20 protein-coding genes are annotated in these 24,523 nt (G+C 52.9%); 2 read left to right on the forward strand and 18 right to left on the reverse strand.

Features of this window, described 5'->3' with window-relative positions; all coding sequences use genetic code 11:
- Positions 1 to 18: 18 nt before the first annotated feature.
- From scpA to CA13_RS15845, 6 genes are all read right to left on the reverse strand, one after another.
- The gene (gene scpA, locus CA13_RS15820; protein ID WP_146398201.1) at positions 19 to 2,205 is read right to left on the reverse strand and encodes a methylmalonyl-CoA mutase; all 2,187 of its coding nucleotides are present in this window, start codon (positions 2,203 to 2,205) and stop codon (positions 19 to 21) included.
- Positions 2,205 to 4,289, reverse strand: coding sequence for a methylmalonyl-CoA mutase family protein (locus tag CA13_RS15825; protein ID WP_146398203.1), 2,085 nt, complete (start codon positions 4,287 to 4,289; stop codon positions 2,205 to 2,207). Before CA13_RS15825 ends, scpA begins: the two co-directional genes overlap by 1 nt.
- 103 nt (positions 4,290 to 4,392) lie before the next feature.
- Positions 4,393 to 4,803, reverse strand: coding sequence for a methylmalonyl-CoA epimerase (gene mce, locus CA13_RS15830; protein ID WP_146398205.1), 411 nt, complete (start codon positions 4,801 to 4,803; stop codon positions 4,393 to 4,395).
- Between the two features lie 355 nt (positions 4,804 to 5,158).
- Positions 5,159 to 5,608, reverse strand: a complete 450-nt coding sequence (locus tag CA13_RS15835; protein ID WP_419194424.1) for a hypothetical protein — start codon at positions 5,606 to 5,608, stop codon at positions 5,159 to 5,161.
- 158 nt (positions 5,609 to 5,766) lie between these two features.
- Positions 5,767 to 7,185 carry a coiled-coil domain-containing protein gene (locus CA13_RS15840; RefSeq protein ID WP_146398209.1) on the reverse strand — a complete coding sequence of 473 codons (1,419 nt, stop codon included), beginning with the start codon at positions 7,183 to 7,185 and terminating at the stop codon, positions 5,767 to 5,769.
- A gap of 9 nt (positions 7,186 to 7,194) precedes the next feature.
- On the reverse strand, positions 7,195 to 7,614 hold the full coding sequence (locus tag CA13_RS15845) for a DUF6384 family protein (RefSeq protein WP_146398211.1): 420 nt from the start codon (positions 7,612 to 7,614) through the stop codon (positions 7,195 to 7,197).
- Between the two features lie 277 nt (positions 7,615 to 7,891).
- Here CA13_RS15845 and CA13_RS15850 point away from each other — a divergent pair, with 277 nt between their 5' ends.
- Entirely contained in the window at positions 7,892 to 9,142 is a 1,251-nt protein-coding gene (locus tag CA13_RS15850) for a cell surface protein (protein WP_146398212.1), read from the forward strand.
- Here CA13_RS15850 and CA13_RS15855 read toward each other — a convergent pair.
- The 4 genes from CA13_RS15855 to dgt all read right to left on the reverse strand — a co-directional run bounded on the left by CA13_RS15855 (position 9,137) and on the right by dgt (position 13,470).
- A complete protein-coding gene (locus CA13_RS15855; protein ID WP_419194425.1) occupies positions 9,137 to 9,973 on the reverse strand; it encodes a 1,4-dihydroxy-6-naphtoate synthase in 837 nt (278 codons plus the stop codon). The genes CA13_RS15850 and CA13_RS15855 overlap by 6 nt on opposite strands.
- On the reverse strand, positions 9,970 to 10,575 hold the full coding sequence (locus tag CA13_RS15860; RefSeq protein WP_419194426.1) for a phosphorylase family protein: 606 nt from the start codon (positions 10,573 to 10,575) through the stop codon (positions 9,970 to 9,972). The genes CA13_RS15855 and CA13_RS15860 overlap by 4 nt, the downstream gene beginning before the upstream one ends.
- A gap of 136 nt (positions 10,576 to 10,711) precedes the next feature.
- Positions 10,712 to 12,148: a DUF6666 family protein gene (locus CA13_RS15865; protein ID WP_146398214.1), complete on the reverse strand. Its 1,437-nt coding sequence runs from the start codon at positions 12,146 to 12,148 to the stop codon at positions 10,712 to 10,714.
- A 179-nt stretch (positions 12,149 to 12,327) separates the two neighbouring features.
- Complete coding sequence (dgt, locus tag CA13_RS15870; protein WP_146398216.1) at positions 12,328 to 13,470, reverse strand: dGTP triphosphohydrolase; 1,143 nt, start codon at positions 13,468 to 13,470, stop codon at positions 12,328 to 12,330.
- 244 nt (positions 13,471 to 13,714) lie between these two features.
- Between dgt and uvrA the strand changes: the two genes are divergently transcribed.
- Complete coding sequence (gene uvrA, locus CA13_RS15875; RefSeq protein ID WP_419194427.1) at positions 13,715 to 16,183, forward strand: excinuclease ABC subunit UvrA; 2,469 nt, start codon at positions 13,715 to 13,717, stop codon at positions 16,181 to 16,183.
- Between the two features lie 40 nt (positions 16,184 to 16,223).
- On the opposite strand, the gene CA13_RS15880 is transcribed toward uvrA, so the two are convergent.
- From CA13_RS15880 to CA13_RS35250, 8 genes are all read right to left on the reverse strand, one after another.
- Entirely contained in the window at positions 16,224 to 17,087 is an 864-nt protein-coding gene (locus tag CA13_RS15880; protein WP_146398218.1) for a hypothetical protein, read from the reverse strand.
- A gap of 9 nt (positions 17,088 to 17,096) precedes the next feature.
- Positions 17,097 to 18,008, reverse strand: coding sequence for an ABC transporter ATP-binding protein (locus CA13_RS15885; protein WP_419194428.1), 912 nt, complete (start codon positions 18,006 to 18,008; stop codon positions 17,097 to 17,099).
- A complete protein-coding gene (locus tag CA13_RS15890) occupies positions 18,005 to 18,985 on the reverse strand; it encodes an ABC transporter permease (protein ID WP_146398222.1) in 981 nt (326 codons plus the stop codon). The genes CA13_RS15885 and CA13_RS15890 overlap by 4 nt, the downstream gene beginning before the upstream one ends.
- Positions 18,986 to 19,074: 89 nt before the next feature.
- A complete protein-coding gene (locus CA13_RS15895) occupies positions 19,075 to 20,847 on the reverse strand; it encodes a phosphate ABC transporter substrate-binding/OmpA family protein (protein ID WP_146398224.1) in 1,773 nt (590 codons plus the stop codon).
- A 47-nt stretch (positions 20,848 to 20,894) separates the two neighbouring features.
- Positions 20,895 to 21,194, reverse strand: coding sequence for a hypothetical protein (locus CA13_RS15900; protein WP_146398226.1), 300 nt, complete (start codon positions 21,192 to 21,194; stop codon positions 20,895 to 20,897).
- A 34-nt stretch (positions 21,195 to 21,228) separates the two neighbouring features.
- The gene (locus CA13_RS15905; protein WP_146398228.1) at positions 21,229 to 23,052 is read right to left on the reverse strand and encodes an ATP-binding protein; all 1,824 of its coding nucleotides are present in this window, start codon (positions 23,050 to 23,052) and stop codon (positions 21,229 to 21,231) included.
- A gap of 4 nt (positions 23,053 to 23,056) precedes the next feature.
- A complete protein-coding gene (locus tag CA13_RS15910; protein WP_419194429.1) occupies positions 23,057 to 23,806 on the reverse strand; it encodes a PspA/IM30 family protein in 750 nt (249 codons plus the stop codon).
- Positions 23,807 to 24,301: 495 nt separating this feature from the next.
- Positions 24,302 to 24,523: hypothetical protein (locus CA13_RS35250; RefSeq protein ID WP_419194430.1), on the reverse strand; the 222-nt coding region annotated here is incomplete at its 5' end.

The raw sequence follows: 24,523 nt of genomic DNA on the forward strand, positions 1-24,523 counted from the left end.
GCGACTAGCCCGATCCCATTACGCCGAAGCTAGCGAGATTTCTAATTGGTCGGCCAGCTTTTGCAGAAGCATGATTGCCGCGTCGCTGATCACCGTTCCTGGGCCAAACACAGCTGCGGCACCGGCATCGTAGAGCGATTGGTAATCTTGGGGCGGAATCACTCCACCGGCGACAATCATAATGTCGTCGCGACCAAGTTTGCCAAGCTCTTCCTTTAGCTCAGGCACGAGCGTCAAGTGACCCGCTGCGAGTGAACTAACGCCGACGATGTGAACATCGTTCTCAACTGCTTGTTTGGCCGTTTCCCCAGGAGTACGAAACAGCGGGCCGATGTCAACGTCGAAACCAAGGTCAGCAAACGCCGATGCAATGACTTTCTGGCCACGGTCGTGCCCATCTTGGCCCATTTTTGCGACCATGATGCGGGGGCGTCGGCCCTCAGCCTTTTCAAACTGCTCAACCAGATCCAGTACTCTCTTCATTGAATCGTGTCCCTTGATTTCCCCCGCATAGACACCGCGGACGGCTTGCACGGGTGCTTCGTAACGACCGTAGACTTCTTCCAACGCGGCACTCATTTCGCCGACCGTTGCCTTGGCACGTGCCGCGTCGACTGCCAATTCAAGCAAGTTGCCCGACTTGTCTTTCGCAGCCGCCGTCAAGGCAGCCAACTTCGCGTCCACTTCGGATTGATCCCGCTCGGCACGGAGCTTTTTCAAACTCTCGACCTGTGCGGTGCGAACAGCCGTGTTGTCGACCTGCAAGACTTTCAATTCGTCTTCGACTTCCAAACGATACTTGTTCATCCCAATCACGGGCTGCTTGCCCGAGTCGATATGAGCTTGCGTTCGAGCGGCCGCCTCTTCGATTCGCATCTTTGGAATGCCGGCTTGGATCGCCTGGGTCATTCCGCCGACTTCTTCCACTTCCAAAATGTGCCCCCAGGCACGCTCGGCCAAATCGTGAGTCAATTTTTCAAGGAAGTAGCTGCCGCCCCAGGCGTCGACGACGCTGCAGGTATCGGTTTCCTGCTGCAAGAATAACTGCGTATTACGAGCAATCCGGGCTGAGAAGTCGGTCGGCAATGCGATCGCTTCGTCAAGTGCGTTGGTGTGCAACGATTGCGTATGACCATGCGTCGCTGCCATCGCTTCGACACACGTACGGATGACGTTGTTATAAACGTCTTGAGCCACAAGGCTCCATCCGCTCGTTTGGCTGTGCGTTCGCAGTGACAAGCTCTTCGGATTTTTGGGATCAAACTGTTTGATCAGTTTCGCCCAAATCAATCGAGCCGCTCGCATCTTGGCCACTTCCATGAAGTAGTTCATGCCGATGCCCCAGAAGAACGACAGGCGAGGGCAGAATGCATCAACATTCAAATTCGCTTTGATTCCGGTTCGGACGTATTCAAGCCCATCAGCCAACGTGTAGGCCAACTCCAAGTCAGCCGTCGCACCGGCTTCTTGCATATGGTAACCGCTGATACTGATGCTATTGAACTTCGGCATCGCTCGTGAAGTGTAGTCGAAGATGTCGGCGATAATCCGAACACTTGGCTCCGGCGGATAGATATAGGTGTTACGAACCATGAACTCTTTCAGAATGTCGTTTTGAATCGTTCCTGAAAGCTGCTCTGGCTTAACTCCCTGCTCTTCAGCTGCAACGATGTAAAGCGCCAACACAGGAAGAACCGCACCATTCATCGTCATCGATACGCTCATCTTGTCGAGCGGGATGCCGTCAAAGAGCGTTCGCATGTCGTAGATGCTGTCGATCGCCACGCCTGCCATGCCGACATCGCCGCCGACACGCGGGTGATCCGAATCGTATCCACGGTGGGTCGCCAAATCGAACGCGATACTGAGGCCCTTTTGACCAGCGGCCAAGTTGCGGCGATAGAAAGCGTTGGATTCTTTCGCGGTCGAAAAACCGGCGTATTGACGGACTGTCCACGGTCGCATGACGTACATCGTGGCGTAAGGGCCACGGATAAACGGGGCGAAACCGGGCATCGTCTCCAGATGGTCGCAGTCCTTCAGGTCTTCTTCGGAGTACAACGCATTGATCGGAAGCTGTTCGGGTGTTTTCCAGCTCAGCCGGTCTTCGTTTTCGCTGACCGCCTTTTTCCACGATTCGAGCGAAGCCTCAGACTTCGAAGGGGATTGCAGTGGGACTTCGGTAAAGTTAGGGATTGCATTCATTACGAAAGTACTCCTTCGTCAGTAAGCAGATCGCGTAGCGTGGCCAACACGTCGCATTTGATGAAAATAAAACGATCAACTCCCGCTTCACGCCAAGCCGACTCGTTGTCCGCTGGGTGGCCGGCCAGAACAATTGATCGTGCCCCTGCCGCCTTGAGTGCAGGCGTCACCGACGGGACCATTTCGGGATAAAGTTTGTCACTTGAACAGATGACTGCGATATTTGCGCCGCTTTCTTTGAACGCGGCTGACGCTGAGTCAGCGTCTTTGAAACCATCGTTCGAAATCACTTCGAAGCCACCGGCTTCGAAGAAGTTCTTGGCGAACGTGGCGCGGCCCGTGTGATGGGCAACAGGGCCCATATTCGCCAGGAATACTCGAGGGCGTTGCCCCTTGGTCGTGCACCATACGTCGCTTGCATCACGCAGCTCTTCAAACGGCTGAGCAAACAAGTGAGGTTCGATCGCGGTGATATCGGTCGTCGTTTTGTGGAAGCCAAGTGCTCGGGCGATTTGGCCAATCGACGCGCCCTCGCTAGCAGCCTTGAAACAGGCTGACGACAAGTCCGTTTCGAGTGACATGTCGGCAATGTCTGCCGCTTTGGATTCTTGACGCTTCGCCGCAGCGGTTCGAAGTCCGGCCACATCGACGGGCCGCTGATCAAGCTGTTCTTCGGCCAAGTTAGGGAACTCGCTGACGCCCGTGATCCCTTCGCGACGCGTCGCAATGTCTTTGGCCCTGGGTGCGTAAGCGGCATCGATTTGCGATGCCACCGAGCCACTCTTCAAAGCAGCGAGCATGCCGCCTTCACCCTGAATGTCCTGGAAAATGCTCCAAGCTTTTTCGGCAAGCTGCGAACTTAGCTTCTCCATGAACCAGCTTCCACCAGCCGGGTCGACGACGTAGTTGAGATGTGATTCTTCGTCGAGAATCAGCACCGTATTACGAGCAATTCGCCGACTAAATTCGTTCGGCAGTTGAGCTGCTTGATCGAACGGAACCGAAGTAACGGCATCCGCACCACCGATAATTCCCGCAAATGCAGCGACTGTATTTCGCAGCAAATTGACGTACGGGTCACGCTGTGTCAGAACGCGGTTGCCGGTTCGCGTGTGAAGTTTCATCCCAACAGGCGATCCCCCACAAGCCTCAACCACTCGGGCCCACAATTGGCGGGCGGCACGCAGTTTTGAAATCGCGAGGAAATGGTGCGTTCCAAGGCTGAGACGGAACAAGATTTGGTTTGCGGCTCGGTCAATCGACATGCCTGCATCAGTCATCGCCCGCAGGTATTCGACAGCGGTTGCCATCGCCATCGCGATGTCCTGGGCTGCCGTTGCTCCAGCATCGTGATACGGTGCGGTGTCAACACTAACGGCGGTTACATGGGGGTAATGCTGTGACGTCCACTTCGCAAGGTCGGCCAATTGGGTCAACGCGGTTTCTGCGGAAACCGGCAAGCTGCCTTCGCGAGCGAGTGCCGCAAGCGGGTCGGCATTGAACGCTCCACGAGCCTTTGCGGGAATCACGCCACGATTGTCCCAAAGCCCCGCCAATGTCGCGGCTGCAGGAAGAAACGCGGCTCCGGAGTCAAGCGTGACGTCGATAATATCGAGGCCCACTTTCTTCAACATCGCATCGAAGTCTTCGACATCATAAGCCATCACACCATCTTGGCCGACCGTGTCGCCAACCTTGTTTGGCTCGAGACCTTGGCGAGCGGCAGGATCAAGCTTGACCAGGACGGAAGTCACGCCACCTTCCAAGTCCGCCAGGATCGCTTTGTTGGCGACCGCGATGTCGGGGTGAGCGTGTTCTTGACGAAGGTCGGTGCCACCGAGAACGCTACCAAGTGGCTTGCTACCACGGACGAACGGCATGGAACCAGGGAACCCAGTCGGGTTTGACCCTTCTAGTTGGTCACGCCGCGTGTAGACCGGCTGAATGTCGATCCCTTCGTAAGTGTGCGAGACCAGTTTCTTTTCAAACGGAGCACCGTGCAGGGTCTCTTCGACCGTCGTACGCCACGTTTCGTACTCGACGGTGGGAAAGTCGTCTTTAACAGACAATTTGGAGGTCGACATCGATTGCCTCAAAGGGAGAAGTGATATTGTCGTAAGTGGCCGCTTTTCGCCGCCACAAGTTTGTCGTTTGCCTTGGTGACTCAAAGCCACCACGAAACGCCAATCAGTGAGCCGGTTGGCACAATTCGGTCAGCACGCCACAACTGCTTTTCGGATGAACAAATGCAATTTGTGCTTGATGGGCCCCAGGACGAGGGACGTCGTCAATCATCCGAACGCCGCCTTCTTTGTATTCGGCGATTCGAGCTTTGATATCGTCGACGGTGAAGGCCAAATGGTGCAACCCCTCGCCCCGTTTTTCGATAAATTTGGCAATCGCACTCTCAGGGTCCGTCGGCTCAAGTAGTTCAAGTCGAACATCATTGATCAAATAGAATGCAACACGAACCTTTTGGCTCGGCACTTCTTCGGTCCCTTCGTACTGGGCGCCAAGCGTGCCTTCGTAGAACGAGCGTTGATCGTCGAGTGAGCGGACGGCAATGCCGACGTGGTTGAGTGATTTAACTGGGGTCATTTATCGGTGCTCCGGTGATGGGTCAATTTCGTAGCAGAAGTCGTCAAGACTCTCGATGAATCGATGCTAGGAACGAAAGTTTAGCCGTTATACCTAAACCTGTGCAGAACCCCAATGGATAGCGACAAATTGCCTAAACTAGGAAAACTGGGGGCGGTCATGCGGGCGTAGAGAACCCACGAAGGCAAGAAGAGTCACCGTTGAGAAATAGAGCGAGACGCGGCGGCTTTTATTGTCGGTGTGACGGCCGTCCGCAAGTGCCGTCTTGCACTTTGCGAAAATGCATCATGGAGCGACTTTTCAAGAGCGCAGACGACCGGTTCGCCTTGCAGACGGCCGGTTCGACTTAACGCTATCAACGATGCCGGCGGCCTGGGAAGCGGCTTTCGTGACGGTGCTGCTCGATGAAGAGCGGGTCGTCCAGAAGATCGGGCACCTTGAAACTACCCGATTGATAGGGATCGTTGATGTAGCCGAGCCCGTACGGAGCGACGCTGCCGACCGTGGAATATCCATACACCGGATACGTATAGGCCTGATAGCGATGGCCAGAATACCCAAGGCCCGAATATTGGTGGCCCGAATATTGGTGGCCCGAATATTGGTGGCCCGAATATTGGTGGCCCGAATATTGGTGGCCCGAATAGCCAAACCCTGAAATCCCTCCGATGCCAATTCGGATGCTAAAGCCGCTTTGAGGGGAGCTGCGATGGTGGCTATGACGATTGTAATGTCGACCCTTAGCCTCCGCGTTGCTGCAAATAAACGAGCAAGCGATCACCGCAACCAAAAAGAATCGACTCATCATTTTATTCCTAACCTAGTCCCCAACGCTCCGAGTTTGACGTTGAAAGTTTACGTCCTAGTTAGGCAAAGGGTAACGAAAATGCGCGTGGATTCGCACAAATCTCGTCCTCGCCATCATCACATTCCGTCTAGATGCATCGAAGGAGACACCGTTGGCTACCAACGACGGCGATGGTGCCGCTCGCCAGCTCGGCGGGCGTGTGATTCCAAGGCTGCACCGGCTGCGTGAGCCATCGCGTTAACCAACACTTGTGTCATCGGATGTGTGGCAACACGCGTGACCTTGTCCATCACCGTCGGTCCCCATCGCTGCGAGGATCGAATTTCTTGCCACAACGATTCAACATCACTCTCACCCTTGGCACGATACAAAGCATCGGTCACATCAAGCGTTCCGATAAATTGACATTGCGCCGAATCAAACTCCAACGCCCGAAAACGTTGGATCAATTGGCCAAGAGCATCCATCATGGATTGCATGTGCAGCAAACTCTGCCGTCGCTGTTCTGCCGCTTCCTCCAATTTCCCGATTTCCACATCCACACCGGCTAGGCGTGAAACAATTTGATCGTCGGTCAATTCCGGCGTTTGAGCCGCTCGGCGATCGAGCTCCCGCGTGTCGGCTTGCTCAAGCATCTTGCGGAAAATCACGATTGCTTCGCGATAGTACGCACCTCGAGTTCCCTCAAGATCAGTCAACTCCGCTTCAATGCCCTGTGTTTGCATTGTCGCTTGGTCGAGTAACTTGATTTGAGCGTTGCGTTGCTGCTCAAGCTGTTGTAGCTCGCTGACTCTGCTAGAAAACCCAAAACGATTGGCGGCATCGTCACGATGCTTTTCCAGTTCGGCCATCACAGTATCAAACGCTGCGCGATCTTGAACAATGATTTCTCGCATCTGTTCAGGCGTTTTTTGAAGAAAGTCGTAACCCTGTTTTGCTTTGTTGTAGTTGATGTAACGGGCCAACCATCGATCCATTCGGCGAGTCAAGCCGCGATGCTTGTACTGGCTTGTCCCAAACCCTCGTTCGCGCAAGTACTGAAAAAGTGTGCTTTCGTCGTACGAGGGCAGCTTCCCAGCAGCGTCTTGTTCGATTTCTTTCAAGTTTGCTTCCGCTCGCTCGAGTGCTGCTTCGGCGATCGCCGCTCGATCCGACAAGGTCACAAACTCAGCGGACTTCCGCAATTCCGCTTCGACTTGGTTGGCGATTTCTTCGATAGCCTCCTTCACTTCATCTCGTTGGGCGTTCATCGTCAACAGCGCCGACTCAAGCTCCTTTCGCTGTTGGTTCGCTCGTTCAAGTTGATCTTGGACGTGTTGCCGTTGAATTTCTTTTCGACGCAGGACATCAGCCAATTGGCTGCGCACGTCGACCCACGTCTTGAGAATTGCGTCGCGGCTCAGCTCGGGCAAATAGTGCTCGGCCAATTCAACGAGCGCCTCGCCACGATGGTCTTCGAGGTTGTCTCGTTCCTCATGCGAAGTCGCTTGTGTACGTTCCTGTTCCAACCGCTGTTGGGCGTTGGAATAAGCGTCCATTAATTGGCGATGGACAACGGGTCCAGATATGGGCATTAATGAATCCTAAGCAAAGAAAAACCACAAGCCACCGGCAACCACCGCAATCGATCCGGCTGTGAATGCAATCCGATCGCGCCAAACCCAACAATGCGCCAAGAAGGTTTGCATGCCCGGCTTGGGGTCTTCGTATGTGTTCACGGTTGCCAAATACTGATCGATTGCCATATCGATTTCTGCTGCGGTCACTTTATCGCCAGTGACCTTTGCAGTCTGAATCAGTTTGTCACGAAGCCCCGAACGGATGTCATCGCGGCGAAACATTTCCTCAGCGGTTTCGCGGCGGTTACGAAGCTCTCGAGCGACATCCATCACCCGTAGCGTCTCCTCAAGCGACAGGTTTTGTCCTGGTAACTCAATCTCCGACAATGACTTTCTCTGCTGCGGCGGCGGAGCAGTTTGTTGGCTTTGGGAGGCATTCGACATGAAGCGAAAATCAGGGCTGCGAGGAAACAGGATTGTGAAGAAATTGCGCTGATTTCAGTATTCTACGGCGTTGGCACCGTTTGCCTACAGTGTTTGCCTTCTTTGCAAAGAACAGGTCCCAAGATTTGAGACCTTTTCACAATATTTGAACCGCCAGAGGCCGGAAATGCGTCACCGGGACGATTGCCTTGGCCCTCCTTTGGCCCTAATCTAAAGAGGTGAAACGATTCCTATTTTTTGGCGTGCTTTACGCCACCCCCCTTGGAGATTCCTCGGTATGTCCGACCAAGCGCAAGCGTCTGCATCGCAACCTGCTGATTCCCAAACTAAAACTGCCGTTGAAAAAGCTGCGGAACGAGACACCAACTCCATGCGTGAGTATCTCGATCGCGCAATGGTTGTCCTGAAAAAATTTGGTGGCGAAAACAAGAATGCCGCCCCTCAAGAATTGATTTCGCTGCTCGAAGAGGTCCGTTACATCGATGAAGCCAAGGTGGTGGCGATCGCGGACGTGATCAAGCATATGAGCGAATTCAACTCGCTCGTCCGTGAGAATGTCGAAAGCATCAAGATTGGTGACCGCTACATGGACATTTCCCAGATGTTTGACTCCGTTCGCGAGGACAGCAAGCGTTTGATCTCACAATTGGATGATGGCAAAATCAGCGGCACCGAGAAGGTGTCGAATTGGTGGATGAAGATTCGCCGAGGATCCCCAAACGATCGTTTTGAAAAAATTGTTGAAGTTTATGGCGACGTCTCCAAAGACACCCGAGAGGCGCTCACGAAAGAAGAAGCGATCATGGAAGCCTACATCGACTTCCGTTTTGCTTTGAAGGAAGCCGAAGTGCTATCGCGAGAACTACTCGACAAGCATTCGCCGATGTTGCAACAGGCCAAAGACGGATTGGCAGAGGCACAACACGCCCTGGACTCCTACACCGGTACCGAAGAAGGTATTAAGAGCAAACTCGAACTCTCGCGTGATGAATCTCGTTTCAAATTCGAAAAAGAAGACGAAACGTATCAATTGCTAAAAGATATCGCCGAGAACCTTGAAATTGGTTACGACGTCGGTGAAACACTGATCACAAAACTAAAGCAAACGCACGATGTCAAGGAACGCGTCTATCGTCGAGCGGTAACGTTCTTTACCACCAACGAGCATGTCTTCACAATTCTCGGGACGGTCTACACAAGCCAACACGGGTTGAACGAAATCACGCAGGCGACCGAAGCGATGAAGGACGGCGTGAACAAGGGACTCGAAGATGTCGCAACACTTGGCCGATCACTTGAACGAGCGGCATTGAAAGCTGGATATGGCAGCACGATCAATCCCGAATCGGTACAAAAATTGGTCGACGCTATCAGTGGGTTCCAAATCGAGTCACTCGAGATGATTGCCGACCTACGTCGCGAGAGCGAAGAGAGCACCAAGGCAATTCGCGCGAGCGTCGAAGAGGGCAAGAAAAAGTACCAAGAAACGCTCGCTCGTCACGCCCGAGGCGAACTCGGCAAGTCATAGTCGTTGGCTATAGACTTCAATTCCACCGCGGCCAATCTTGGCGCGGTAGGACAGCTCGGCAAGTGCTCGCCGCCCGACGCTCCCTAAATCAACCGTCCAATCATTCACGTAAAGATGGACGTGCTGCATCAAGACATCGTCATTGAATTCTTGCGCGTAATCCCGCATCGTCGGCAATGCAGCGGAAGGGGCCGCGCGAGCAAACTCGATCGAATCGTGAACGACCGATTGAATGGTCCCGATCGTGGACGCAGGTAAGCTTCGCCGAGCGACCAATCCGCCAAGCGGAAGTGGGCAACTTGTCTCCAATTCCCATCGCGTCCCGAGGTCCTCAACCAGACCAAGTCCCTCTTGTGAATAGGTGAACCGACCTTCGTGTATACAAACGCCATAGTCCGCTTCGCCACGAGCTAGCCTTGGCATGATCTCCGAGAAAACACACTGCTCAACCGTCGCCGTGTCCGGATAAAACAAACGAAACAAAAGCGTCGCGGTGGTATGCTCACCAGGACACAAAACAACTTGACCGGAATGCTTTGGCGCGTCTTGCTGATCGGCGGAGGACGAGAGAAGCAACGGCCCAACGCCAAAACCAATTGCCGAACCCGACGGCAACACAATCGTTTCGTCTGCCAATAATAGGGCCGCATGAAAGCTTGTCTTGGCGACATCAAAATCGCCACCGAACAATCCTTCGTTCAGTTCTTGGATGTCGAGCAAACGAATCTGAAAATCGAGTCCTCGCCAATCAACCAACCGATTCATCAACGCATGAAACGCGAACGTGTCGTTCGGACAGGTCGAGATGCCGAGTTGAATGGTTGTCGTCACTCGCTTACACGTTGGGTTTGGAGGAACAATTCCGCAGCGGCACGAAGGGAGTGCTCGATTTGCCAACGCGAATGGTCGCGATCGCCTGCTTGATTAGAGATTCCACGAAGGATGACAACAGGAGTATGGACTAGCTTACAGGCAAGCGCCACAGCGTAACCTTCCATGTCTTCGGCATCGGCATTACCGCGACGATGGGCATCGGCAAACGCTGCCGATGCGGCACAGACACTAACGAGCCTTAATGAGGAAGTCGATTCGAGTGCAAGCGAATCATCGATATCGCCAAAATGCTTCCACCCGAGTTCCGACGCTGGCCGATGGTTTTGGCCGACGCCTACACCAATACCATCACAACGAACTTGGCCAAACTCGTATGCTGACCCAATTCGACATGAAGCGGAAAGTGATCCCGCAATGCCAATCAAATAAACTCGCGCCGGGGCATGCTGGGCAATCAGTTGAGCTGAACGGGCTGCCGCAGCGACCAAGCCAAAACCGCATAGCTCGATGATGCCGGATGAATTTGAAATCGCTCCCGATATCATCGGCTCGATGATTTGGCGTTCAAGTTCGGTTGGAATCAAAATCAAGTTGGTCAACGGATCGAATTTCCCTTTAGTGTAGAACCATTCTACTCTGGCAGTGCGGTTCTGGCGGGTTCGGCCCGTGATTGTTCAACCCCTGATTGTTCAACCCGTGATTGTTCAACCCGTGATTGTTCAACCCGTGAACGGGCTACAATCGATCCACCATGAACGTGCCGTTATCGGCAACGTCAAACAACGGTCGACAATATCGCCCACATCCCTTCGGACCACCAGGACGGTAAACCAACCCAAGGCCGATGTTCCACGATTCCTCTTGGTATCCCCCGCTGTTAGACCCTTGGTTCGGAATTAAGAAGGTCGCACCAGTAGCCAGCGATAAGTTTTGCCGAAGGGGCAAGTTCAAGTTGGAGCCAATAATTCCGTCATCGTTATCGGTCCATCCGAGGAATGCGTCCCACGAACCAGCGTTGTGTAGGAGTCGTCGATAGAACAATCGGTATTGATCGGTCGGTTCAAATGTAATGTTCGGAGAGACGATTGCCCCGGTCGCATCGCGGACCGACGTCGTCGAAGTGTCATCGCCAAGCCCCGCCATGAATTGCAGTCCCCAAACGTGGCAACCTTGATCCTTCCAACTCAACTCGCCGCGAAGCTGGGTCAAATCACTTTGGAAATACCAATCGTCGTTCAGGTAATCGATAACGACGCCGTACTGTAAACCGTAATCGACTCGGCGAAATAACCCGGCAGTGACGAAAACCTGATTTCGTGTCTCGGAAGTAAACTCTGCGCCTGAAAGGTTTGACTGAGTCGCTCGGGCACCTACTTGCATCGCCATATCCCAGCCAAAAAGCGGTTTCAATGAGCGACCTTCGTTGAACCCTTCATAGAAGCCAAAGCTTCCCGAACCGACACGACTGTTGCCGTTGGTGCCGTCCGTATTCGCGAAATTCATTGGCCCCTTAAAGCCCTGAACTCCAGCGAAGAAGTCGAAACGGCGCCAATCAATTCGCAGTAGTGGCAAAAACAACGGGATCGTTTGAACTTGGCACGCTGAATCGCAACCACCATCACAGAAGTCACCACATTGGTTGCACGCCATTTCTGAACCGCAAGTTGGACCTTCGTAGTAGACTTCGGCACCACAACCGGGCTCATACCCGAAAGTCGGCTCGACACCACAAACCACTTCCATCCCACAGCCTGGTTCAACCATGTACTCCATGCCACAATTCGGTTCTGCACCGCAAACCGGGCCACCACAATCGCAGACGGGACCATCGCAATTGCAGCCGCCATCATAGAAACCAGCTTGGCGGACATTGCCGCTAACCAATTTCGCCGGTGGCATGTCATCAATCACGTTTCCGTGCGCCGCTTGCGACACGAGCGAACCGCGATGTGTAGATTGCATCGGCGACGGCCGTTTCGCTTGCCAACTGACGCGTGATTCATCCACAGATGGAGTCGTTTGATTGGTTGATCGCAACTGGTTTTCAACGCCGGAAACACTCGGACCGGTGACCACGTTTGCCATTAGAAAGGTTGCGAAAACGCCAAAAATTACAGCATGTCGAATCGACGCAGGTTTTGCTAGCACAGCATTTGGGTGGTAGTGATTCATTGGCGATTGCATTGCTTTTGCCCCTCGAAGGTCGTGCGAAAGTGGACCGAAAACCGTCGGCGCAGGGTCCCTGCGGCCGAATCGATAGCGATTCTCCACTCCTATTCATCGGACCGTCACAACCCGCAAGATAAGCAAACCTTGCCTAATCGGCATTTTTTATCGCCTAGAGATTTGCATCACCAATCCGCCAATGGACCGCGCGGAGTTGTGGTTGCGTAGCGATGCTGGTGATCACAAAACGCGTCGGTCATGCCCGCCAAATACTCACCAACGACTTTTTCGAGCGGAAGGGTCCGCTGACGTTGGCGAAACCGCAGGGGCAATCGATTGGGATCTGCGACTAAAAGTTCAAACAACTCGCTCAACCGACGAGCCGCCGAATCACGTACCGGGATCAGCCTTGGATGACGATAGACGGCGTTAAACAAGAAAGACTCCAATTCGCGACGTTCTTTCCTCAGCACATCACCATGATGAAATCGGACGCCTAGGTTTTGCAGGTCTTCATGATTGCGTCCATCAAGCGGACGCATCATTTCGACTGCCACGCTAAGCAGTTCACTGACCTGCAAATCAATCAGCTCGTGAACCAGCGATTGCCGCAACTCGCGGATCGGCAACATACCGTGCCGCGCTCGGATCGCCTCCATCGCCCGGCGAACGATCGCTAATTCCGATAACTCATCCACTGTCAACAATCCCATTTGCAGGGCATCGTCGACATCATGAGCGTCATAGGCTATTGAATCTGCCGCATCGACCAATTGGACTTCCAACAACGGAGCACGTCCGACAGCCGCTTCGGCTTTATGTGCCCGCACGTCTTGGCCAGCCAATGTTTCACGCGACAAATTCAGACCGGTGAACGCGCTATAACGCTGTTCAAGTTCGTTTACAATCACCAACGCGAACTCGTTATGCGAAAACCCCCCTACATCTTCCATCCGCTCGCTCAACACATCCTCGCCACAGTGGCCAAACGGCGGGTGGCCGATGTCGTGCATGAGCGCCAACGCTTCGGTCAAATCCTCGTTCAACCTCAATACACGAGCCATCGTTCGAGCGACCGACGCCACTTCGAACGAGTGAGTTAACCGAGTACGATGGTAAATCCCCATCTCACCGGTGAACACCTGCATTTTCCCACTCAGTCGCCGAAACGCGCTGCTGTGCAAAATCCGGTCGCGATCCCTGGCAAAAGGCCCCCGGTATGGGTGAGGCGATTCGGCATGCACACGCCCCTCCGTATCGCAGCTGTGCATTGCATAGCTTGCTAGCAGTAAATGTTCGCGTTGATCGTACAAGCGAATAGAGTTCATGGGGCAAGTAACACGCTTGCAGGGTCGGGAAGGGTGATGTCCAATTTCTCGACCGCAATCTTAGTGACTCATCGCGAATTCCACCACTCGCCCAATTTGATCCCACCACTTCTGATCAGGAGACCCATCTTTGCCCAAGGCCGCCACAAAACGAAAGCCCGCACGGAAGAGGAGCAGCACCAAGGCCTTAGCCTCCTGTATCCAAATCCGCAGTGCGCGCGAGCATAACCTGCAAAACGTGAATGTGGATATCCCTCGGGACAAACTTACGGTCATCACCGGCGTGTCGGGCAGCGGAAAAAGTTCGCTGGCCTTTGATACCCTTTTTGCCGAAGGCCAGCGGCAATACATCGATAGCCTTTCGGCCTACGCTCGACAATTCTTAGACCAAATTCCTCGGCCTGATGTTGATTCGATCGATGGGCTCGCTCCGACGTTGGCAATCGACCAGAAGCCAGGATCGACGCACGGACGTAGCACCGTCGCGACCATCAGCGAAATCTACGACTACTTGCGACTCCTCTATGCTCGCGTCGGCACACCTCATTGTGCGAATTGTAATTCTGCGATCGCTCAACAGTCCCCCGATGCGATTGTCGAATCACTTGCCTCCCTTCCCGATGGAACCAAGATAGTGTTAATGGCCCCAATGGTCCGAGGTCGACGCGGCGTCCACCGAGAAGTCTTCGACTCGATCCGCCAAGCAGGACTGCTTCGAGTTCGCACCGATGGTGAAACCTACTTGCTTGACGAAGTGCCTGAATTGGCACCGCGAAAAAACCATACTATCGAAGCGGTGATCGATCGTTTGGTGATCCGCTCAGATGACGAACGCCGCCATCAAGATGGTGATTCCCGGCTACGTGAAAGCGTGCTGTTGGCATTGCGTCTGGGCAACGGACTGGCCTCGTCGCTGATCCAAGACGATTCGGGGGATTGGAAAGCAGCGATCTATTCGACCGCAATGGCGTGTGTCGAGTGTGGAGCCAGCTTCGAGGAAATCGAACCGCGAACCTTTAGTTTCAATAGTCCCTACGGTGCATGCCGAACGTGCGACGGCCTTGGCCACATCAACAACGCGGACCAAAAAGAAACGTGTCCTGATTGTGGAGGTGGGCGACTCTGCAAAGAAGCTCTTAGCGTCACGATCAAGGATACCGCGATCCATCAACTCGCCGCGATGCCGTTGGGGGATGCGTCTTCATGGATGGCTACCATCGACAAATCCCTTTCGTCACTCCAATCCGCAGTTGCTGCTCCGATTACGGCCGAAGTGATCAAGCGATTGTCGTTCCTTCAGCGTGTCGGTGTCGAATACCTGACCCTTGATCGCGCCGCCGATTCGCTAAGTGGCGGCGAGCTGCAACGCGTACGATTGGCAACAAGTATCGGCAGCGGCCTCGTCGGCGTTTGCTATGTCTTGGATGAACCATCGATTGGACTTCATCCAGCGGACCATGATCGTTTAATCGATTGCATCGAAGATCTTCGCAAGCAAGGCAACACCGTGATCATTGTCGAACATGACGAAGCGACGATGCGAGCAGCCGATTGCCTAATCGATATGGGCGAAGGTGCTGGAAGCCATGGGGGCAAGATCATTAGCCAAGGGACGCCCAAGCAAGTCGAAAAGGACACGAAGAGCTTAACCGGCCAATACTTGTCGCGAAAAAAACGGATTCCGATTCCTAAGCAGCGTCGCGTCCCCAAAAAGTCACAATGGATTGAGCTTGCCGATGTCAAAACGCACAATCTAAAGAACGTCACTGCGAAATTCCCACTCGGCATGTTGGTGGGGATTAGCGGGGTGTCAGGCAGTGGCAAAAGTTCGCTTGTCAACGACACGCTTGCCCCCGCTTTGGCCGCCCACCTGGGATTACAAGCCAACGCACCAGGGCCGTTCGGTTCGTTAAAAGGTGCCGAATCCATCGACAAATTGATTTTGATTGATCAATCCCCGATTGGGCGGAGCCCGCGAAGCTGCCCGGCGACCTACTGTGGCGTGCTCGATGAAATTCGCAAGGTGTTTGCGACCACGCGTGAAGCCAAAACACGCGGCTTTACAACAAGCCGATTCTCGTTCAACTCCGCCGCCGGTCGCTGCGAGCTTTGCAAAGGACTTGGCGTCGAACGAATCGAGATGAACTTTCTAAGTGACCTGTTTGTTTCCTGCACACGTTGCGGCGGCAAGCGGTTCAATCGACAAACGCTACAAGTTCGCTTCAAAGGAGCGTCGGTGGCAGACGTGCTAGCGATGAGCGTCGACGACGCGGCTACGTTCTTCGAGAACGTCCCTCGGATTGAACGACAACTTCGCTCGCTACAATCGGTCGGGCTTGGGTACGTCCACTTAGGCCAATCAAGTACAACGCTTAGTGGCGGCGAGGCTCAGCGAATCAAACTTGGCACCGAATTGGCTCGCGTTTCCACCGGTCAAACCCTATACCTGCTCGATGAACCAACCACGGGGCTTCATTTCCAAGACATCGAACGTCTCGTCGCAGTGCTTCAACAACTTGTGGACTCAGGCAATACGGTCCTCGTCATCGAACATCAATTCGACTTACTTGCCGCATGCGATTGGATTATCGATCTCGGCCCCACGGGCGGCCTCGAAGGCGGACACATTATCGGCGAGGGAGCACCTGAAACCATCGCAACCAACCCGTCAACCCCAACCGGCAAGTACCTCCATCAAGTGCTTTCGTCATAGCGAGAAAAACACAACTCAACGGGCCTCGATCGCCAAAGATTCACTCAACCTGAGCTTGCCTGCCGCTTATCAATTCAGGGGCATCGTCATCGAGTTTGCCGATTCCGGTAACGAATTGAAGGTCGTTCATCGTGCGTTCGGTTTCTTTCATGCTGTTGGCAACCGCATCAATTTGGCCGCTGATGTATTCAGGGTCCTGGCGATTAACAGACAACTCCGATATCGATTTGATCTTATTCTCAACCCGATCAAGCTCTAATTTCACAAATAGATAATTGCTTTTCGCTTGCGCATAGTTCTTCAGTCGCTCGTTCAACGTTGCCTGATTATCCAGCAACGTACGTCGGATTTTCGCAACATCGCTTGACGTATCGGTATTGCCAAGACGATTAAGTTGCGAGTCAATTCGCTGCAAATCCGCTTGAATCTGCTCTTCGGACACCGCTTCTTGAAACTGCTCCAATTGGTGCTGGGCAAACAACAAACGCAAGAAAACCCATAACAATCGGTCGAGCCCGCGCAGTTGCATTGACTCAAGCTGCTCATGACTTCCGAACACCAACGGTTCTTTCAAATCGCTAGCGATTTGACCTAGCAATTGACAGCGTCGACGTAAACCGTTGTAGCGGTCGAGCAGTGGTTTCGGCAACGTCGAGGTAATTCGATCAAGAACCTGTTGGTTCTTCTCGCTAGAGTCTTTGCGCCACTCTTTTGCCGATTGGGCATCGACGTACTTTTGGAATTTCGGATGTGTCCCTAGCAAACCGAGATAGGCCGTTTCCGCTGCGATCACCACGGGCACTGCAACATCGGGTTGTCCGGAGATGAACGCAAAGCCCATCCCGCCCGCGAACAACAGCAGATTCCACTGATTCAAAAAAGCTGTTTTGATGTAGTTCAGCACAGATAACCCTTACTCTGCGCCCGCTTGTTTCAAGGCTTCTTCCGCCGCAATCAAGTCGTTCACGTAATAAACCGTTTCGCGAAATTCTGGCTCTCGTTGCATGTCGGCGGCCGGCCGGTCGGGCGGTTCGACTTCCAATTCTTGCACTAGTCTACCAGGAGAGCTACTTAAAACGTAGACACGATCGCCGAGATAAACCGCCTCTTCGATCGAGTGAGTAATGAAGAACACCGTGGCCTCCACTTTCCGCCACAAACTAACTAACAAATCCTGCATATTCAATCGCGTTTGTGGATCGAGTGCCCCAAACGGTTCGTCCATCAAAATTACCCGAGGTTTTAAGATCAGAGTTCGTGCAATCGCAACGCGTTGCCGCATCCCGCCCGATAACTCATGCGGAAATTTGTACTGGTCATTCTCGACGTCGAGCCCCACTTGGTCGATCCAATGCCGACCAAGTTCTTCGCGAATTCGCCGTGGCATACCACGACACTCAAGCCCAAACGTGACATTGTCTAGCACCGTACGATTATCGAAACTGGTGTAGTCTTGGAACACCATCCCACGATCCGCCCCCGGTCCGGTAACGGGCTTGCCTAACACCGACACGGTGCCAAGCGTCGCTGGATGCTGAGGTTCCAGCCCTGCGATCAGTTTCAAAATGGTGCTCTTACCGCATCCGCTCGGTCCCAAAATACCAACAAACTCACCGTGGTTATGCTTGTCCTCCACGACAAACGAGATGTCCTTGATCGCAGTAAAGGCATTCGGCTGTCCATCGTTGTAGGTCTTTGTAACGTGATCAAACTCCACCACCGGCGGAGTCGCCGGATGAGGCGGCGACGTGACGTCCACCACCTTTCCAACACCTACCTTCTCGCCAACGTGGGCTTCGCCTGATTTCGAATTCGAATCGCTCACGATCGCCACTCCGTTTCTTCCGATGGTCTAAAGAACAATCCCTTCAAGTCATCTAGACCGTGTGCAACCATTCGCACGCCATACAATGCCCATCCATTGCCACCGTATTTGTGTGGAAAAAGCCCCTTTTGAACCAGGAACAATAATCGATCGAGCACAAATGCCACGATGGGGATGATCAATATGATCAAGTAGATATGTGCTCGCGGGCCAATCCGTTGTGACGTCAAAATCAAGTTCCCTAGTCCACCCGATTCGCTACCTAGCTTAATGGTTTCGGCGAGCATAATGTAGCCAAACGCCAATCCAAAAAGTAAACGTAGGGAATCAAACACTGCGGGCATCGCGAGTGGTACCAAGACTTTGACAATCGATTGCCAACGATTCGCGCCCAACGTGTAGGCCGTATCCAAATATTGCTGGCCGACATTACTAATCGAAGTCGCCGTATCGGCTACGACAAACGCCACGCAAGCGAGAAAGATAAAGATAATCTTCTGGTACTCGCCGATGCCAAAAAAGAAAAACGTCAACGGCACCAATGCAGCGATCGGGATATTTCGCCCGAACAGAATCATTGGCGTCAGAAATGCTTTGACAGGTGGAAAGCAACCGGCAAGTACCCCCATCGGGATTCCAACCAGAGAGGCAAGCGCAAAGCCGATCGTCACTCGGCGAAGCGTCGTCCACGTATTGAGCAACAACTTGCGATCCGTCCAAAGCAGCGAGAAGGTTTCGAAGGTTTCCGAAGGACTCGGCAAAGCTTGGGGGCCGATGATCCGTTCCTCGGCGATCTCGCCACGTGTCAGAAACCACCATGCTCCATAGAGAAATACAACGCACGAAACACCGAGCACAATCGATACGACCAAGCCAATCTCACCTCGAATGGGAAACCATCGATGCTTGCTGCGACGAACCGGCGTGTCCGGTTGAGCCGTCGTTTCGGAAGGCGATTTGTCAGTTGGTTCGTTCAACGATCGTTTGCTCAATGAATGAAAATGGGGTTCCCTATTGCATCAATCACGCCGTCGATGCGGAAATCCTAACCGCCGGCGTGAACCCTTTACTCAATCGCTTCGGCCGGGTAGATCTTCACTTCCACACGGCGGTTCAGGGCGTGGTTCATCGCGTCTTCGGGGTCAGCTGGACGATCCCAACCGACACCATCCGTGTTGAACTGATTTGGATCGAGTTCAAACTTCTTGACCAACGCATTTTTCACGGCATCGGCTCGATACTGTGACAGCTCTTTCACCAAGCTAGCCGGCGCTTGCCCTCGCATCGAGCTATCGGTGTGACCTTCGATCACAATCCGAGCCGTCCCAAATTGGCCTGCCAATTTCGCGATCTCCTCCAAAACGAAATCGACCTTCGGGTCGTACAGCGATTCCACATCTTTGTCGTTAACCTTCTTGGTGATCTTCTTGTATAGCTCGGAACTGTTGGGGAAGAAGTGAATCACGACCGTGTTGGTTAGAATTTCTTCGGCACCACGGACTTGGCTGGTTGTCGTTTTGATAAACGGAACCGTGTACTCGTCCACTTGATTGGCATACTTATCTTCTTGACCCAATTTTTCGATAATCGAAAAGTCCATCACGTTATCAAACTTGACCGTACGATGCGTGACTTTGCCGATGCGGCGATAGATGTAGTAAGCTTGGTTCCAAACACGTTCGAAATTAGCGGGGTTGTTCTTGTTCAAGAAAAACTGGTAATTCTCAGCCCAATTCGTGCTGTGAGCATCCGCTAACATTCCAAGTGCGTCACTGGCGGGCAAACCGTAGCCATCCGCCATCAACGTCGCCACGTTTTGTTTCCCTTCGTCGGTGTTGAGCTCTTGCATCGAATCAAAGATGCCTCGCACGATCCCTTCACAGATCTCAGGATGTTCTTGCGCAAAATCGGCACGCGCGAACCAAACATCCGCGATCAGTTTGTTCGCCGTTCCGGTCGAAACGATCATGGTGTTCCCTTTGACTTCCGACAACGTGTAGATGTCTGGAGCCCACGAAACAACCGCGTCGATGTCTTTTTGCGAATTGAAAGCGGCCGCAGCTTGGAATGCATCCGCGGTGTAAACAAACTCGACTTCCGATGGTTGCACGCCACCATAAACCAACATGTTCATGATGAAATATTGCGAGGGCGAATTTTCAGCCAAAACAATCTTCTTGCCACGTAGGTCGCTAATCGATTTGATGCCACCGCGAGCGACGATACCGTCACCACCGTTGGACCAATCGACCTGTTGGAAAATTCGCGGCATCACACGGCTATCAATCGGATCACCATTGCGTTTGACAAAACCTTCCATCAACAACGGCATCATGTCGAGTGTACACCAACCAATATGTACTTCGCCGCTGGTGTAAGCGTCACGCATCGCGACGGGATCATCGATTAGCACCAATTCGACTTTGAACTCTTCACCCGATGGCGTCTTCCATACTTTGCCCGCGCTAAAGCCGTTGTTGGCTTGAATGATTGGTGCCCATCCGGCCCAGACGTTCAAGGCAAAGCGAACCGTGTTGTCTTCCATCTGCTTGTAAGCAGCCGTGCCTTTCACTTCTGGCAACCGCTCGCTGGGCTTGAATTCGTATTCTTTGACCGTGGTAATGCCAACCGAGTCAGGAGACTCCGCACCCGTGATTTTGCTCAGGTCAAGATCGTTCTCACCGCTGCCTGACGCCGAACTACCGGAACCATTAGCGGCAATGGGTTGAGGAATGCCATCGTCGGCAGGCCGCGTGGCTCGGTAGCCTGCGAATCCAATCAGACCGGCAATGACGGCGACTGTCGCGACATAGAATAACGGGGTAGGTTTACCAGGCATCGAAACTCTCCGGTGATAATGTGTGTGTGTTAGAACAAGATGTTTGATTAAAGCTTGAGCCCTGATACGCCTTGGCTCATGCGTGCTTGATAAGCGGTATGGAGCAGTTGCATTACGCTGTAAACGGACATTTCGCAAAGCAATTCCGTGATTTCGGCATGCTGTTTGTCATCGAGTGTCGGTTCAATCTTTTTCATCAAAGCGACCAACTTCGCTTCTTGGGATTGGACTTCGGATTCATCGATTTTGCCATCGGCCATTGCATCAATAAACGATGTCGATTGGCTCGCGTAATCATCAATCAGAGTGGTTTCGCCCTGTTCATCCATCCAACTTTTTCGACTCATTTTGTTCTCCTGTCGTGTTTTAGGCTATGTCTCATCAGTCTCTACCCAAGTACTCTTGTATCGCAGCAACCTTCTTCTGCAACACCGCTCTTCCATTTGGAAGGCTCAGTTCCTCTCGCCACTGGGCGGTCAAAAATCGCCGATCCGTACATTCCAGTACCGCTACCAACTCTTGCAACTGTTTCTCCATGCCCTGCGCCGACGGAATAAAGCTGTCGAGCGCCAATTGCATATCAGCACGTGTCAGCATGGTTCGATTTTCGGCCATCATCTCACGCTTGGCTCCGAGCACAATGCTCTCGATATCGGCACCACTCAATTCCCGATCAATCGATACGTCGGGAATCGCATCGTCAGCCATCACAACCTTGTTCTTCTTTCCCATGATCGCGAACATTGTCTTCAGTTCGGATTCTTCCTTGGGATAAAATAATGGAATATGAACTTCGGCGCGGCCTTGGCGTTTCAAGTCGATCGGCAGTAGTTCGGGGCGACTGGTGAGTAGCATCCAAATGATTTTGCCACGGAACCGCGTATTCCCCATCTGGCTGGCAATCATCGAGAACACTCGATTGCTAGTCCCAGAATCGCCTCCGGATTCCCGATTCCCAAGTGCCGCGTCGGCTTCATCAATAATCACCACTACCGGACCGAGCGACCGAAGCGTGCTAAGCACTTTTTCCAAATTACCTTCGGTTTCGCCAACATACTTGGAGCGAAAATTCTTCAAAACTAGGCAAGGAATACCGATCGATCCAGCATAGCATTCGGAGATAAACGTTTTGCCTGTGCCCACAGGTCCGCATATCAGATAACCCATCGGCGCCGAATCAAGTTGTCCCTCGACAATCCATTTGGCGTCAAGCTTTAAGCGATCTTTCGCTGCCGTGTGACCAACGACCATATCCAAGGTATGCGTTGGCTCAAGGAACGTCACCAAGTCATGACATTGGCGTTCGATCAGGTCTTTCTTCAAACGCCGAAACTCGCGAACATCGACTGATTTGCCTGACAATTTGCTACGTGACATCGCCACATTCAAATTGACCAAATTAAGTCCGTTGGAAACTTGCGTGATGGAGGCAACGGACATCCCCTTCGAATTCTGCTGGTTCTCCGACTCGGCATCTGCACTTTCCGAATCCTCCATGTCGAACGACGTTTCGATAAACACGCGGCGCGTCGAATCGCTTGGCAAAGGGATATCGATCGTCGCGACGTGGGGATCTTCGACGAGCCGTTTGTTTAAGTCGTTGAGCGTTTCGGTAATCAAACAGATCGCCATATTGACCCGTTTAATATAGGGGTTCTGTGCCCACGACAGAAACCGAACCAAATGGGATGCTTGCGTATTAGCGATACTCGATTGAGCCGCTGCGGGGACAAGGAATTGGGCGTAGGGAAATAGAAACGCGATCCGTTTACGATCCGCAGGACTGTCTTCAAGCAAATTCCTCTGGATCATTCGTTGGTAATTGGTCAACACATCATCGGGCGAACGAGTCCATGTGGTTGGGCTTCCGATGTTCGTGGCGAGAATCGCCATCATATCGCGGTGGCGCTGCTGGTCAGCACCGGCTTGTGCCTGAATACCTTGCCCCATGTCGTAGGAGGTGACCAAATCCCATGCCCCGAAAATTTGCAGCGATAAGAAATCGGTCAGGCCACAAAACTGATCAACCGTCTTTCCCTTTGTGGTCACTCGGCAATGATAGAGATCATTGACGTTGCCATGCAGAACAAACACGCAAGTGTTCGCAGCAAAATAGAGGTTCGCCATCTCGCGAGCCCAACCGGGATACCAGTCGGGCACCGAGACCTTTCGCGAAGGTTGATCCATCGGTGAAGGGCTGCTCATCAGATCAATTTGATTGCGTGGTTTTGGTGCCAGGTCCTAGCTCTTTCACATCGTCGGTGATCTTAGCGGTTTGCGGCGTAACCAAACCTAACTCGACTTCAAAACCTCGCAGTGCATCTTCGGCCATCGCATTTTCCATCGCTTCCTCGCGCGCAATGTCTTCCATACCCTCGCCGCTCAAATCGGCTGCGACTCTAGCCTTGCCACGGTTATGCGAAATCTTTTCCTGGATGACTTGTTCAATTTGGCCAAAGTCGGTTGTGACGTCAAAATTGAAGTCTTTCGCCAATTCAGCCATTTCGGCTTCGGCGCGACTCATTTTCAATTCTGCATCGTAAGCCTGAATCTTTTCGCGGATCGATTTCAGTTTGCCCATCGCATTCTTCACCTTACGGACATTGTTGTCGTAAGCTTTCTCGTGCATGGCCAATTGCTCTTCGTTTTCGGCAAGCTGTGCTTTCGCCTTATTTAGCTCGACCGCAAACTTGCCCGCTGTCACGCGGTCGCCCGCCGTTAAATAAGCCTTTACTTTGGATTGCAATTTATCGAGATGACGTTTGTCGTCGGTCACTTGACGCGACACTCGCTCGACCAAACCCCGGTATTGTTCAAGCCCTTCGCGACCAGCCTTCATTTCTTCGACCGCCTTGTCGTACTCGTACTGCATTTGAGCAATCGGATCGGCGGTCCAAAAGAAGTTAGCCAACTTGTTGATTTGGGCTGCAATCGAACGCCAAAACTTACCTAAAATCATCGTGATTCCTCATTGTTGAGCGAGTAAATCGGATAGCCACAACTAAATCCACGTAACTTGTCCAGGCCTAAACCGCAGGTCCCATGGGCGCGCTATCTTACCACATTTTACCCGTCAAGGGATTTGCGAAGTCGCCGGCGCCATTGCCCCCAATTTCTTATTACCTGAATGCGAACGCCTGAATCCGGAGTTCCGGTGGCGGTTTACGAATGCGAGTATTGAGACTCCGAATGCCAATCGATGCCAAGAAAGATTCTCAATGCTCGCCCTTCGCAACATGCGTGTGCACCACGTGTTGGTCGACTCCGTAAAGCACGACGTCAAAGCAGCCAGTTACATGATAGAGGGTGCAGGCACGTGAATCGGAATCCGGTTATCGCAATTTGCCTTTCTTTCTTGGTCCGCCAAGTGCAATGGCTTCCTGGGCGGCCAGCGATGTGGCGATTCAGTTGACATCCATCGCTGATGAGCGCCGCCCAGACGTGCAAGATGGCCTCACCCGAGTCGCCGTCGTCCCAACATTTTTCGGTCCCTTCGACACGATGATTCATCTCTTTCCACCTGCGACTCAATCAGACAACTCATCGTCGGTAATCCAGCGGTGCGATCGCTCGGGCAGTCCATCCGTGAAACATTTTTACTCAGGCAACCAATCGTGTCGGCCAACTTCCGGCGCGGGTCATCTTCGGGGGTATCAGCGGTCACGTCGCCACGCTC

It is taken from the genome of Novipirellula herctigrandis (genome assembly GCA_007859835.1).
Taxonomy (GTDB): Bacteria; Planctomycetota; Planctomycetia; order Pirellulales; family Pirellulaceae; genus Novipirellula_A; species Novipirellula_A herctigrandis.